A 13,585-nucleotide genomic window follows, 5' to 3' on the forward strand; every position below is an offset into this window, starting at 1 on the left:
GACTGAGGAAGTCCGCAATGTCCTCGTATTTGATCGTACTTGCGACACTGGCCGTGATCGTGCTGCCGGTGGTGATCGGCGCTTGGCTGGCGAAGTTGTGGCGGATGCCGGATCACGGGTGGAAGATCAGCCTGGTGTTGTTCGCCACGTTGGCGGGAGCAGCGATCACCTTTTTTGGCTGGCCGCCGAAGCTGGGCATCGATCTGAGCGGCGGCACTAAATTGATCTATTCTGTCCAGCCGAACAACGCCATCGGCGAGACGACGGTGGACATGGACAAGCTGATCTCCGCGGTCACGCGCCGAGTGAACCCGAGCGGGACGAGCGAAGTTTCGATTCGGCCCTACGGCAACGACATCGAGGTGATCATTCCGGAAGCGGACAACCGGGCAGAGGCGGACCGGATTGAAAAGAAAATCAGCAGCGCTGGCACGCTCGAGTTCCGAATTTTGGCCGACACGCGCGACACCCGACACGACCGCGCGCGGCAGCTTGCCGAGCAAAACAAGACCGCAGTGCAAATCCTGGGGCCCGATGGCAAGCGATTGGCCGAGTGGGTGCCGATGTCGGAACACGCCGCGGCGCAGCTTGGGAGCGACCCGAACCTGCTAACTCGCAAGAACGAGCGCGGACAAACCGAGGTGCTGGTGAACATTGACCAGCAGAACGTGAACGGCGACTACCTCAGACGGGTGGCGGCCAGTCACGATGAGACGGGCAACCCTTCGGTCGACTTTGAGTTTAACGCGCGCGGCTCACGACTATTTAGCCGCCTGACGGGGGAGAACTTGCCCGACCCCACCAACGCGGAGTTCAAGCGACATTTGGGCATTATCCTGGACGGCACGCTCGATTCGGCGCCGTACATTCAAAGCACGATCAGCGACCGCGGCACGATTACGGGGCGTTTCACGCAGGAGGAAGTCGACTCCTTGGTCGACGTGCTGCGGGCGGGACAGTTGCCGGCGAAATTGAGCGAGACGCCTGAACAGGTGCAGATCATCGACGCCACTCTGGGACCAGACACCATCCGCCGCGGGGCGCTGTCGATGGGAGCCTCGGTGCTGGCGGTCATGCTCTTCATGATCTTCTATTATCGCTTTTCGGGCATTGTGGCATGCGTTGCGCTAATTCTGAACATTCTGCTGACGCTGGCCGTGATGATCACGATCAAGGCCGCGTTCACGTTACCGGGCCTCGCCGGTCTGGTGCTGACGGTGGGCATGGCGGTCGACGCGAACGTGCTGATTTACGAGCGCATCCGCGAGGAACTAGCCAAAGGGGCGACCTTGCGGATGGCGATACGCAACGGCTTTAGCAAGGCCATGTCGACGATTATCGACTCGAACGTGACCACCATCTTGACCGCCGTCGTGCTGTACATCATCGGCACCGCGGAGGTGAAGGGCTTTGCGGTCACCTTGTTCGTCGGTTTGTCGTTGAGCTTGTTCACGGCGACCTTCGTCGCCCGGTTGATCTTCGACGTCGCGGAGCGGCAAGGCTGGATCACTCAACTCAAGATGAGGCAATTCGTCGGCGTCACGCATTTTGATTTCATGCGGGTGGCCAAGCCGGCAATTGTGGCCTCGCTGGTGGTCATCGCCATTGGCATGGCAGCGGTGTTCGCTCGTGGGAGCAACCTGCTGAACATCGATTTCACCGGCGGCACCCAGGTGACGATGCTTTTCAACGAACCGCAGGAGATCGCCGAGGTACGCGATTTGATCGACGAGCACGTCGCGGAGTTGCCCGACGCCACGGTGAACTACGTGAGCTTTGAGAACGAGGAGCAAGGCAAGCGCATCGAGATCAACACCTCGCAGCTCGATCAAAGCAAAGTGCAGGAGGCGCTCGTACAGATCTTTGGCGACAAGTTGGCGACTCAGCATGTGAAGGCGTCGGAGGTGCGAGCGATCGAGGGCGTCGCGCCGGAGATTCCGGCCACTGCGCCTGCAAAGGCCGACGAGAAACAACAGTCCAGCGCGACGCATCCTGAGCAATCGTTGGCGGCGGAGATGGCCAACTATTGGCAGCGGCGCTCGGCGCAGCGGGTGTCGGTCGCACTGGAACTGGCACAGGCTAACCCAGCCACCCAGACGCCTGCCGCCACAACAAGCCCACCTGCGCCTTCAGCGCCCGCAACGCCGGTTGTCCCCCCCTTAGACGGCGCGCTAAACCTGGGCCAAACCCCGGTCACGGGCGCGATTGAGAGCGTGTTTGCCGGCGGCACCCAAGCCAAGCTCACGTTTGCCGACGCCACATCGTACGAGACGCTGCGTGATCAGCTTGAGTCGCTGTTCGCTAATACGCCCGAGTCGGGACTGCGGTTGGAGTTGTTCAACCTGCAGAACGATCGGCGCAGCAGTGGTCAGACCACCGAGTGGGAGCTAAAGATCGCGGCGCCCGCCGACGCGGCGCAGCGCGGCGGACAGGCTGAACGCATCACGCAGGCAGTTGCCAAGCTCGATCAGCAATTGGCGTCACGGCCGCACTTTCCGTCGCTGGTGTCGTTTGGCGCCAAGGTGGCGGGAAGCACGCAAGAGCAAGCGATCTACGCCATGATCGCCAGCTTACTGTTGATTGTGGTTTATATTTGGCTGCGATTTCAGAAGGCGATCTTCGGCATTGCCGCGGTCGTGGCGCTGATCCACGACGTGTTGGTGACACTTGGCGCCTTAGCGCTTAGCTCGTATCTGGCGCCATCCATGGGCTTCTTGCTGGTCGATCCGTTCAAAATCGATCTGCCGATCATCGCGGCGTTTTTGACGCTGATTGGCTACTCGCTCAACGACACCATCGTGATTTTTGATCGCATTCGCGAGGTGCGCGGCAAGAGTCCCGACATCACGGCGGAGATTGTGAATCTGAGCGTCAATCAAACGCTCAGCCGCACCATCTTGACCGCGCTGACCGTGTTCATGACCGTGTTCATCCTCTACATCTGGGGAGGTCAAGGCATTCACGGCTTCGCGTTTGCGCTGTTGATTGGTTGCATCGCGGGCACCTACAGCACGGTGTACATTGCCTCGCCAGTGTTGCTCTGGCTGTACGAGTGGCAGAAGCGGCGCAGCGCCGCTACTAGCGGCGCGGGTGTCGGCCGATTGCAGCGCGCCGCCAGCTAGCGGCCGATCCATTTCGATCCGCGTGACACGGGCGTAATCGGCGCCAAGCGAGTGCGTTGCGCAACGGCATGACGATTGTCACGGTCGCTAAGACTGGCGCGAGCGCTCTAGTTTGCCCACATGTGAGGCATTGCCAGGCTGCGGACAAATTGCTGATTGCCGCAGCCGAAACGTGGTGAACTTTCGGGACCGCTGGCCGATAGAAAGATGGTGGCGCGCTCCGCGCCGCGGCCGTCGCAATGGAAAGGTGAGGTCGCCAATGCAATCGAACCAGCGAGTGGTGGTGGCCGCGCTTGTCTTGGCTGCGGGCGTGGGTGGGGCGCTATGGTTCCGACGTCCGGCGCCAATCAGTGGTCCCGATTCGGCAAGTCAGCGTGGAGCGAACGCAGAGACTCCCATTGCGTCGAGCGGTCCGCCCGCGACACCGCAACTGCTGGGGCGGATCGACCCTGTCGATCCCCATGCGGAGGGCGCCGTCGACTTGCGCCCCAACTCCAACGATCCAGAGATGCAGGCCGATCGAGGCAAGATCGCGAATCAATTGCCCGCCGAACCGCCATGGAACAGCGGCGACGATCATGGGTCGATCGCGGCTCGCATGGCGAGCAACCGGATTGAAGGAATGACAAGCGAGGCGCCCGGCGGCGCGCAGGCAGCGCCCCCGCGCACGCACAAGATCGGCGACGGCGACACGCTGGCCAAGTTGGCGCGCCGCTACCTGGGGAGCGAAGATCGGCGACTGGAGATCTACGAAGCCAATCGCGAAGTGCTCACAAGCCCGGACGTGCTGCCGATTGGCGTGGAACTGAAGATTCCGGATCTGCATGTTCCGACTTTTGAGCCGGGGCCAATGGTGGAGATTTCGGCCGACGAGTTGCGGGCGGCGCGTGAACGAGCAAGTGGCGCGGCGCATTAACCTGACAGCGCTCGTCGGCCAGCCGGTCGTCTGAACGCGCCCGCGAGCCGTTTAGAGCGGACTTTTCCGTTCTTTCCACGGCAAATCAGGCTCAACTAGCTGCAACTCGAAAAACCTCGCGATGCGCTCTTCGAGCCCCAGTTTCTTGCCAAGCATCTTGGCGCCGTGCAGGCTGGTGTCGTAGCCGACGTCGAAAAAGAGTTTGTCTTGTTGGTTCGCCGCCGGTTCGTCCGATCCGCCGTTGAGATAGGAGCGGCGCACCAGGTTGTAAATGCTGCGGGCATCGCGGAGGCCATCGGAATCTGAGGCGCCGGCGATAATCTGCAAGGCGATCTGTCCACGCAGCGGTGGCTGCGTCAGCCAGCGAGAATCGAGCGTTTTGAAGTGCGACATCGGGGAGAGGAGGGCCAACGCCCGCACGTCGCGACCTTGCTTGATCGTTGGCAGACTGTCGGCGATCCAATCTTGATAGGCCCACTCGATCGCCACCAGCGCGCCCATCTCGGCGCCGACGATGCCCAGCCGTTCGATGTTGAGTTCGCCCGCGTTATTGTGCCGAATGAGCAATCGTTTGACGGCCTCGACATCGCGCTGTGCCATGGCGGCAAAGTCATGTGGTCGCAGACGATTGTCGCTGAGGCGCACCATTTCTCCGGTGGGCAACTCCTGCTGCGTGCTTTCGCCGTGACCGCGCAGGTCGGGGACAATCACGGCGAAATCCTTTTCACGCTGCAAGTACAAGGCGAACTCGCGAAAGTCGTTGCGATTGCCATGCAAAGCGTGCAGCAGAATCAGGGGCGCCGCCTCTTCACCGACGGTGCTGGCGTACCAGGTGGCCCGCAGCGCAACGCCGTCCTTGGTCTCGATTTCGACGTCGCGCGGCTCAAGGGGCGGCGGCTTGGCATCGCTGGCTGGCTGCTGGGCGTGAGCGCTGCCAACGATCAACGTGACGAGCAGAGCTGTCAACGCGCGGGCAAGCGGCGTCGGTCGGTGGCGTTTCCAACCTGTCGGATACGGCGCCATGGCGCGCGAGTTCATCGGATTGCCTGCTGGCGTGTCGATTCGCACGGGGCCCATGCCGCCATCGTAATCTGACGACGAAGCAAGGGTCAACGCGTGCGCCGAATCGCTATCGGCCACGACTGAAAATGCTACATTTTACGAGAGCACGCGCGCCTGCGGCGCGCCAAACGCCGGGCCAGACGAGAAAGGACTCATTCGCCGTGAAATACACGATTACCGAATTGCTGGGAGACGGAATTGGGCCAGAGCTTGCGGCGGCGGTGCGCATTGTCGTCGCGCGGCTGCCGATTGAGATCGAGTTTGAATCGGTTGATTTGAGCTTGAAGAACCGGGAGACGCGTGGCCCGGCGCTCTATGAGCAAGCGTTCGACGCGATGAACCGCAATCGCTTCTCGATCAAATATCCCACCGTGACGGCCAAGGAGAGCCCCAACGCGATTCTGCGGAAGCTCTGCAACTTTTCGGTGATTCACCGACCCGTGTCGACGATTCCGGGGGTGGCCACCAACTTCAAGCAGGAGTTGGGGCTCAACATCATTCGCGTGGCGCGTGGCGGCACATACGATGATCCTGGGAGGTTGATCGGCACGGAAGCGGCCGTGAGCCTGCGGATTGTGGAGCGACAACCGTGCTGGGAGGCGGCGCGGTACGCCTTCATGCTTGCGCGGCGGTCGGGGCGCACAGTGACCAGCGCCTCGAAACACACAATTCAGGCGGGCACCGACGGCCTGTTTGAAACGGTGGTGCATGGAGTGGCCGCCGAGTTCCCTGACGTGCTCCACCAGGAGGAATTGTTCGACGCGCTGTTGGCGAAGATCATCATGCACCCCGATCGTTACTCGGTAGTGTTGGTGCTCAACGAGTACGGCGACTTTTTGAGCGATATGGCCTGCGGATTGGCGGGCTCGATGGGCATTGGCGCAAGCGCCAGTCTGAGCTTCACGCCAGAGGGGACCGTGCATCTGGCGATGTTCGACCCGGCCGGCGGGACGGCGCCCGATATTGCGGGCAAGAACATCGCGAATCCGACGGCGATCTTTTTGGCGGTGTCGATGTTGTTGTTCGAGATCGGCCAGCGCGAATTGGGCGCCTGCCTCAAGAGCACCGTCATCGATCTCTTGCGCGACGGGGTGCGAACCCGCGACCTGGCGGGCGACTTAGGCACGATGCAGTTTAGCGAGCGCGTGGCGGCGGAACTGGGCAGCCGGGTGAAGTCGCTAGCGGACTGCGCCGCGACCGAGGGAAAGTCCGGCACGACGGCGCCGATCTAGCGGCTGCGAGACTAGAGCGCGTCGGCGTCGCGCGCGTAAGCATCGTAGGCGTCGTGCGGGTAGAAGAGCGCGCCGATCTCGCCAGCTAGCACCGCGAGATACTGCTGGCGGAACTCGGGCTCTCGCTTTTCGCTGGTGAGGACGGCGGAATTGGGGGGCCAGAGCAATTGCGGCGGCGTCTTCTTGAATACGACGTCTCCCCCGTTTTCGATGTCGATCACCTGCACGGTGTAGTCGGCGCTGCCTTGATAGAGCGTTTGTCCCTTGTAGAGACTGAAGTGCTCCAGGTCGATGTCGACGACCATTTGCGCTTCGAGTCCCTTGCCGATTTCGCGGGGATCATCCCAGGAGTTTTCGTCGCACCAGTTCTCCACGTCGCTGGCGCTGACCATCTCAACCTTGCTGATTCGTTGCTCCAAGAGCCGGCTTACCTCGTGCGTCAACTCGCGCGCAATGTTGGCGTTGCCAAAGGTCAGCGAGGCGGGGGTGCGACAGACGACCACCACCTTTTTCTCTTTGAGGTCCTTGTACTCGGCGGGCACATTGGTGCCCTTGATGATGTAGGCGAGGCCAGCCAACGTATTCACGCAGCCAGCGGCAGGAACCAAGCAGGCGATGAGCACCAGCGCCGCACAAGTCAGGCTTCGACGCGAACGAATCATCCGTGAATCTCGCAAAGGACATCCGCGCGTCCTGCGCGAACGAAACGGTGTAGCAACAAGGCTTCTGGACTGTGGTCGTGTGTTACCGCAACGTCAGCCGCAGCGCCCAATCGACCAGCACCACGCCGACCAGGGCGAACGCGGAGAATATCAAAGTGCGCTCGCGCGGCAAGGGAACTATCCATCGCCCCAGAGCGGCCGTAGGAAACGCCCACAGTACGGCCAGAGCGGCGAGTGCGGCCAAAATTGTGCCACCAACATTGCTGCGCAGCGCCGCCAGCCAATGCCCACGCACGAAATGCGCGAAGGCCGTGGTCATTCCGCACGACGGACACGGCATGTTCCATAGAGCGACAAACGTGCAAGGGGGCAACCCCAGTTGTCGATGCGTGCCAAAACCAAGCGGACTCGGATCGAGACAGGCAGCCACTACCAGAATGGCGGCGGCGCCGATCCCAACAACAACCAATCCCAGGCGTTCTTCGCGGGAAAGTCGGCCAGACGTGGCTACGGGCTGGGTCGTGGACAAAGGCAACTCGGGCGGGAGGGTACTCAAAGCGCCGGCAAGCAGCAAGAGCGATTGCCGACGTCTGCCAGCACCATCAGTTTACGCGATAGCAGTGGCGGCAGGCCACCACGGACGCTGCATGCGCCGTCAGAGCACCACGGGGCCCGCTTTTCGCTGGAGCGATTCAGCAAGCGAGCGGGCCTCGTTTTCGTCGATCCGCACGCGGCGAATCGAGAGCGCACGGCCCGTTTGTGGATCGACATCGACCATGGCGCCGCAAAGCCGGACGTCGCCGGTGGCGACATCGAAGTGCGTGGGGTTGAAGGTGATGGTGGTTTCCAGGACGCGATCGACGCGGCGGCCGAGAACGCTGTCATAGGGGCCAGTCATTCCGACATCGCACTGAAACGCCGCCCCGCCAGGCAGCACGCACTCGTCGGCGGTGGGCACATGCGTATGCGTGCCGAGCACCGCGCTGACGCGGCCATCGAGATAGCGGGCCAGCAATTGCTTGTCGCTGGTGGCTTCGGCATGGAAATCGACCACGATCACCTTGATGTCGGCGGGCAACTGGCTGAGCACTCGGTCGGCCGCGGCCCAGGGACAATCGACTGGCCGCATAAAGACCCGGCCCATCAGGCTCACGACGCCGACTCGCACGCCGTTTTTGGCGGTGAGGATCATCGAGTCCTTGCCCGGCGCCTGGGGTGGATAGTTGGCGGGTTTGACGATGTTCTCTTCCGACTCGAGTGTGCCGATAATCTCGTTCCGCTTGTAGATGTGATCGCCGAGCGTGATGCCATCGACTCCAGCGGAAATCAGCTCTTCGTAAATTGCCGGTGTCAAACCCGTGCCAGCGGCGGCGTTTTCGGCGTTGGCGATCACCAGATCGAGCGACTCGCGTTGAATTAACCCCGGAAGCGCGCGGACCACAATTTGCCGCCCGGGCTTACCTACGATGTCGCCGATCAGAAGTATTCGCAACGCAACCTCAATCGCGCGTCGGCCAAACCAGGCGACGCTTGGTTGGAGCAGAGGGGGTTTATTTGCGAGTTACCGAGCAATCTCCATGGCACGGGTTTCACGCAACACAGTCACTTTGATTTCACCCGGATAGGTCAGTTGGTCTTCGCATGCGCGGGCGATGTCGTAGCAGATTTTGGCGGCGGTCTCGTCGGTGGTGTCGCGTGAGCGGACTAGCACCCGCAACTCGCGCCCCGCCTGAATGGCATGCGCCTGTTCGACCCCTGGGAAATTATTGGCGATACCTTCCAACTCTTCCATCCGCTTGATGTAGCGTTCGAGCGTTTCGCGACGAGCCCCGGGGCGGCCGGCGCTGCAGGCGTCGGCCGCCGCCACAATAACCGTGTAGGGGTACTCGATGCGAAGGTCGTCGTGATGGCCTAGCGCGGCATGCACGACCTCGGGACGCTCGCCAAATCGCTTGAGCAGATCGGCGCCAATCTTGGGGTGCCCGCCATCGGCCTCGTGGTCGGCCGCTTTGCCAATATCGTGCAACAGACCGCAGCGGCGGGCCAGGTTGCCGTCGAGGCCGATTTCTTCGGCGATCATGCCGGCCAGAAACGCGACTTCAATGGAGTGGCGGAGAACGTTTTGGGAGTAGCTGGTGCGGAAGCGAAGGCGGCCGAGCAGATGGATGATTCGCTCATGTAGACGGGGCACATCGGCTTCTTGAGACGCCTCTTCCCCCAGTTTTTGCAGGTGGGCTTCCAGTTCTTTTTGCGTCTCGGCAACTACTTCTTCAATGCGTGAGGGATGAATGCGGCCATCGGCGATGAGCTTGTTAAGCGAAATGCGGGCCACCTCGCGGCGGACCATGTCGAAGCCGCTGACAATCACCACGCCGGGGGTGTCGTCGATAATCACATCGACCCCGGTGGCCTTTTCAAAGGCGCGGATGTTGCGACCCTCGCGACCGATGATCCGCCCCTTCATGTCGTCGTTGGGGATATCAACCGTGCTGGTGGTGCTTTCGGCGGTGTGCGGCGCGGCGTAACGCTGGATTGCGGTAACCAAGATGTCGCGCGACTTTTGCTCGGCCTGCGTTTGAAACTGCTTCTCGTACTTCACAATCAAGGCGCCTGCCTCGCGCTGCAGCTCGGATTCGAGCTGCGACAATAATCGCTGCGTGGCCTCATCGCGCGTCAAACCGCTCAATTGGTGCAAGGTTTGTCGCTGCAGATCGAGCATGCGTTCCAGCTCGTCATTGCGGCGGGTAGTCTCCTCGATACGTTCGGCCAGCTTGCGCTGTGTGCTTTCAACCATCTTCTCCTGCTTGCGCAGGCCATCAGACTGTTGATCGAGAAGATCCTGACGCTTGTCGAGTTGGCGCTCTCGCTCGTGAAGTTCCTGCCGGTATTGCGACAGTTCGCGTTCTCCCTCGGCGCGCTGTTGAATTGCCGCTTCTTTGATGCCGAGCTCGGCCTCCTTGCGCTTCTGAGTGATATCTTGCTCAGCGGTGGCGACAATTTCCTTGGCGCGGGTTTCCGCGTCGGTCATGCGCAAGCGATCGAGCAGCTTGAGCACCACGGCGGCCAAAGCGAAGGCGATCACCGCGGTGACGATGATAATGACGGCTTGTTCCACAAATCGCTCCCCACGTCACTGTGGCTGCGGATCGCCCTGGGTGGGCGACATGGGCCTGGACGAGGTGGAAGCCAGCGCGCTCCGGCGCCGCCGCGAAACAAGACTCGAAAAGCGACGCGACTTGGCATGCGAGGGTCGGCAGCGACCCTCGCGATATGCATCGGTGAGGTAGAATCACGAGCTGCGTATCGAGATTACCCTCGACAACGAGGCCGTCCCCGCGCTCGGCGGCGCGGACCACAGTATTCGTTGCTCGTACCCATTCCATGCTCCCAGCGCCAGTAATACGCTGGCGTTAATGGAAGCAGGCCGAACCCAAGAACCATAGTCGAGCGCCGACGGAGGCGCCCCAATGCGTGGAGCAAATCCTCGCGGGCCACGGCCCATCTGCGAGGCGCGCGGTTCATCACGCGCTCCGGCAGCCGATTTGCCCAACGAACGAGAGCGAGGAGAAAAACCCACATGAGAACACTGGCTCTTGGAATGGCTAACTACCTACCCGATGCAAATCCCAGTCAACGAACTCGCTTCAAGTCTGTCCCGCCCCCCCGTCAGGGTTGGCCACGGACATTCAATGTATTGAGTTTGCTTTGCGACCGGCGACTCTGCCGGTCGAATACCAAATCGTACCAGAGTCGGCCCTATGTGCAAACCAATTTGATCGCTGTCCGTTGCAATAAACCGTTCGGAAGATTGATCTTATCATGGATGGCTTAATGCCGTGGGACGCACGGCGCCGTCAAAGTCGCCCTGCCTTAGCTGAACGCCCAACCATCGCTGCGACGTGGCTACCGGTCGCCGGTGGCTGGGCGCCCAAACAGGCTCGAAATAGTAGCGTCATGTCGACAAACATTCTGCATCCGCTCGAATCGAGACTGCTTGCCGACTGGCCGGCCGATCGATGGCGTGACGTGAACGTGCTGGTGGCGGTATCCGGCGGTCCCGACAGCGTAGCGATGTTGCGCGCGCTGATTGCGATACGGACAGCCGGCGCTGGGCGCTTGATTGTGGGGCATTTCAACCATCAGTTGCGCGGCGCCGAATCGGACGCGGACGAGCAGTTCGTGCGCGATTTGGCGCAGTCGCTCGGCCTGGATGCTCGCATCGGCAAGAGCCAGGTTCAACGGCCATCCGAGGCGAGTCGCCGAGCTTGGGAAGAGGTTGCTCGCGATGAACGGTATGGATTTCTAACCCAATCAGCGGGCGAACTGGGGGCGCGATACATCGCCATGGCCCATACTGCCGACGATCAAGTGGAGACCGTATTACATCGTTTGATTCGCGGGACTGGCATTGGCGGCCTGGCGGGGATCCCACGGGCACGCCACTTGGGAGCGGCGAGTCTGATTCGACCGCTGCTTGATGTGACGCGCGGCGAGGTGCTGGCCTACCTTCAGAAATTGGGGCAGGACTATCGAGTCGATCGCACCAATGCGGAACCGCTAGCGACGCGAAATCGGATTCGACTCGAACTTTTGCCGCTATTGAGAGAGGGCTACAACGCCAACGTCGATGAAGCGATTCGCAATCTCGCGAGGTTGGCCGGCGAGGCACAGCAGGTCATTGGGGAGCGCGCGCTGGAGTTGGCGGAACGCGCGGCCACGCGGGCCGATGAGAGCATCGAGATCAACTGTCGCTTGCTGACGGGCGAGCCGCCGCACCTTGTTCGCGAGTGCCTGGTGCAACTGTGGCGCAGCGCGGGGTGGCACGAACAGGCGATGGGTTTTTCCCAATGGCAAATGCTGGCCCAACTGGCTACGGCCGACGTTTCGACTGCTAGCGCACGGATGTTGCCCGGCGGCATTCGCGCGGAACGAAAGCAAGAGTGGTTGCGTCTGACCAGGACCTAACCTGCAATCATTCGACGGCGGCCTGAACACCCCCGGCGAAGAGCTCGTTTTCTTCACTACGCGACATCAACACCTCGGCCTTGTATCCGCCGGTTGCCTTGTCACGCAGCGCAATGGCGCCGAAGATGACGACCAGCAAGATGGGCAGCGCGCTGACGACGCGAAACGACATCGCCGCGCCGTGGGCCTCGGCCGCCACGATGGCTTTGGCGCTGTCACTATCTTTATCTTTGGGCAGCGCCTTGACCGCCTCGGAATTGATCTTTTTCACCTGTTCGATGCCGGCTAGCCGCAAAGCCCAGTTGGCAGGCTCCTCAGCCACGACTTGCTGTTGCAGTGCTTCCGGCACCGCCGCCACGGTGTACTTGTCATAGGTATAGCCCATGAACGGCAAAATCAGGGCGATGGAGAGATTGCCGACCGAGCCCATAATGCCGAGCAAAAACGCTCCCCCCTTGGGGAAGCGTTCGGCGGTGACGCCAAGCATGGTGGGCCAGAAATAGGCGATGCCAAAGCCAAAGATGGTGGCACAGCCAATCGCCGTGATCGGAGAATTCGCGAAGCTCAGCAGGTAGAGACCAATGCCGGCGAGCACCGCCGAGACGGTGAGCAGACCGACTGGCGAAAACCGATGCGCTAGCGGTCCGGCAAAATGACGCAAGACGAACATCATCGAACTGGTGTAAACCAGAATCAGCGTGCCCGACATGCCGCTGGTGCGGGTGATGACCGACTCTTGCCACTGCTGCGGCCCCAGTTCGGTGGCGGCGGTGAGCAACATGCAAAATGCCCAGAGGATGAACATGGGGCGAAACATCTCGGCGAACATATCGCCGGTCGATACGCCGGAGGCCACGCGTTCGGTGGCAGGAAATCGTTGCGAGAGCACCATCAAGAGGTAGAGGACGCCCGGAATGACGATCAGCCCCATGCGAACCTGCCAGGAGGCGACCCCCTCGGGCAAGGTGATGAATCCCTTTTCAATCATGGGGGCCACAACCAGTCGGGCGATGAGTCCGCCCAATACCAAGCCGCCCGGCCACCAGGCGTGCAACACATTCAGATAATGTGTCTTTTGCGTGGGATAGAGTGTGGCCGCCAAGGGATTGATGGCGATCTCAACCAGGCCATTGCCGCAGCCAGCGAGGAAAGTGGCCCCGAAAAGGACCGCAAACGCCATGTCTCCATGTGGGGCGAAGATCGTGCCGAGCACGCCAACCATGTGACATATGAAGGCACAGATGAGAATGAGCTTCATGCCCAAGAAATCGCAAATGCCCGCGCCAAGTAGCATAGAAATGGCCATACCCCAGAAGGCCGCTCCCATCACCCAGCCAATCTGCTCTTTGGAGAGTTCGAAGGTGACGCCAAGATCGTTGGCGATGTCGCCGCGAATGACGAAGGTAAATGCCGAGGTAATGAGGGCCAGGCAGCTAGCAATAAATAGCGTGCGCGGATTCATCGACGAGTTTCCAAAGGGGCTTGGCGTTGTACGGGGACTGTGTGACGCGGAGGACGACAGAGAAATGACCCTCCAGCGTCGATTGCAAGACTCGGCAGTATAAATGACAGCACGCGCAAGTAAATCAGTTTTGGGCAGTTGCGTTTGAACGGGCGGCCTGAGCC

The 13,585-nt window shown here is 61.2% G+C and carries 10 protein-coding genes; 4 read left to right on the forward strand and 6 right to left on the reverse strand.

Features of this window, described 5'->3' with window-relative positions; translation table 11 throughout:
- Positions 1-17 precede the first annotated feature (17 nt).
- Both secD and K1X71_00240 read left to right on the forward strand, forming a co-directional pair.
- Positions 18-3,122, forward strand: coding sequence for a protein translocase subunit SecD (gene secD, locus K1X71_00235; GenBank protein MBX7071543.1), 3,105 nt, complete (start codon positions 18-20; stop codon positions 3,120-3,122).
- 259 nt (positions 3,123-3,381) lie between these two features.
- Positions 3,382-4,038, forward strand: coding sequence for a LysM peptidoglycan-binding domain-containing protein (locus K1X71_00240; GenBank protein ID MBX7071544.1), 657 nt, complete (start codon positions 3,382-3,384; stop codon positions 4,036-4,038).
- A 51-nt stretch (positions 4,039-4,089) separates the two neighbouring features.
- Here K1X71_00240 and K1X71_00245 read toward each other — a convergent pair whose 3' ends face one another.
- Entirely contained in the window at positions 4,090-5,115 is a 1,026-nt protein-coding gene (locus tag K1X71_00245; protein MBX7071545.1) for an alpha/beta hydrolase, read from the reverse strand.
- A gap of 146 nt (positions 5,116-5,261) precedes the next feature.
- On the opposite strand from K1X71_00245, the gene K1X71_00250 reads away from it, so the two are divergent.
- Entirely contained in the window at positions 5,262-6,332 is a 1,071-nt protein-coding gene (locus tag K1X71_00250; protein ID MBX7071546.1) for a hypothetical protein, read from the forward strand.
- Positions 6,333-6,343: 11 nt separating this feature from the next.
- Here K1X71_00250 and K1X71_00255 read toward each other — a convergent pair whose 3' ends face one another.
- The 4 genes from K1X71_00255 to rny all read right to left on the reverse strand — a co-directional run bounded on the left by K1X71_00255 (position 6,344) and on the right by rny (position 10,109).
- Positions 6,344-6,994, reverse strand: coding sequence for a hypothetical protein (locus K1X71_00255; GenBank protein MBX7071547.1), 651 nt, complete (start codon positions 6,992-6,994; stop codon positions 6,344-6,346).
- 82 nt (positions 6,995-7,076) lie between these two features.
- The gene (locus K1X71_00260) at positions 7,077-7,523 is read right to left on the reverse strand and encodes a DUF2752 domain-containing protein (protein MBX7071548.1); all 447 of its coding nucleotides are present in this window, start codon (positions 7,521-7,523) and stop codon (positions 7,077-7,079) included.
- Positions 7,524-7,649: 126 nt separating this feature from the next.
- Complete coding sequence (locus K1X71_00265; GenBank protein MBX7071549.1) at positions 7,650-8,486, reverse strand: TIGR00282 family metallophosphoesterase; 837 nt, start codon at positions 8,484-8,486, stop codon at positions 7,650-7,652.
- A 69-nt stretch (positions 8,487-8,555) separates the two neighbouring features.
- Positions 8,556-10,109, reverse strand: a complete 1,554-nt coding sequence (gene rny, locus K1X71_00270) for a ribonuclease Y (protein ID MBX7071550.1) — start codon at positions 10,107-10,109, stop codon at positions 8,556-8,558.
- An 839-nt stretch (positions 10,110-10,948) separates the two neighbouring features.
- Between rny and tilS the strand changes: the two genes are divergently transcribed.
- Positions 10,949-11,959, forward strand: a complete 1,011-nt coding sequence (gene tilS, locus K1X71_00275; GenBank protein MBX7071551.1) for a tRNA lysidine(34) synthetase TilS — start codon at positions 10,949-10,951, stop codon at positions 11,957-11,959.
- Positions 11,960-11,966: 7 nt separating this feature from the next.
- Here the strand turns inward: tilS and K1X71_00280 are convergent, their stop codons facing one another.
- Positions 11,967-13,421, reverse strand: a complete 1,455-nt coding sequence (locus K1X71_00280; GenBank protein MBX7071552.1) for an MFS transporter — start codon at positions 13,419-13,421, stop codon at positions 11,967-11,969.
- Positions 13,422-13,585 lie beyond the last annotated feature (164 nt).

Source organism: Pirellulales bacterium, assembly GCA_019694455.1.
Classification (GTDB): Bacteria; Planctomycetota; Planctomycetia; order Pirellulales; family JAEUIK01; genus JAIBBY01.

Excerpts from the sequence above, each read along its gene's own strand:
- tilS (MBX7071551.1), top strand. The coding sequence starts at position 10,949 with ATGTCGACAAACATTCTGCATCCGCTCGAATCGAGACTGCTTGCCGAC.
- K1X71_00245 (MBX7071545.1), bottom strand. The coding sequence starts at position 5,115 with ATGGGCCCCGTGCGAATCGACACGCCAGCAGGCAATCCGATGAACTCG.
- secD (MBX7071543.1), top strand. The coding sequence starts at position 18 with ATGTCCTCGTATTTGATCGTACTTGCGACACTGGCCGTGATCGTGCTG.
- K1X71_00240 (MBX7071544.1), top strand. The coding sequence starts at position 3,382 with ATGCAATCGAACCAGCGAGTGGTGGTGGCCGCGCTTGTCTTGGCTGCG.
- K1X71_00280 (MBX7071552.1), bottom strand. The coding sequence starts at position 13,421 with ATGAATCCGCGCACGCTATTTATTGCTAGCTGCCTGGCCCTCATTACC.
- K1X71_00255 (MBX7071547.1), bottom strand. The coding sequence starts at position 6,994 with ATGATTCGTTCGCGTCGAAGCCTGACTTGTGCGGCGCTGGTGCTCATC.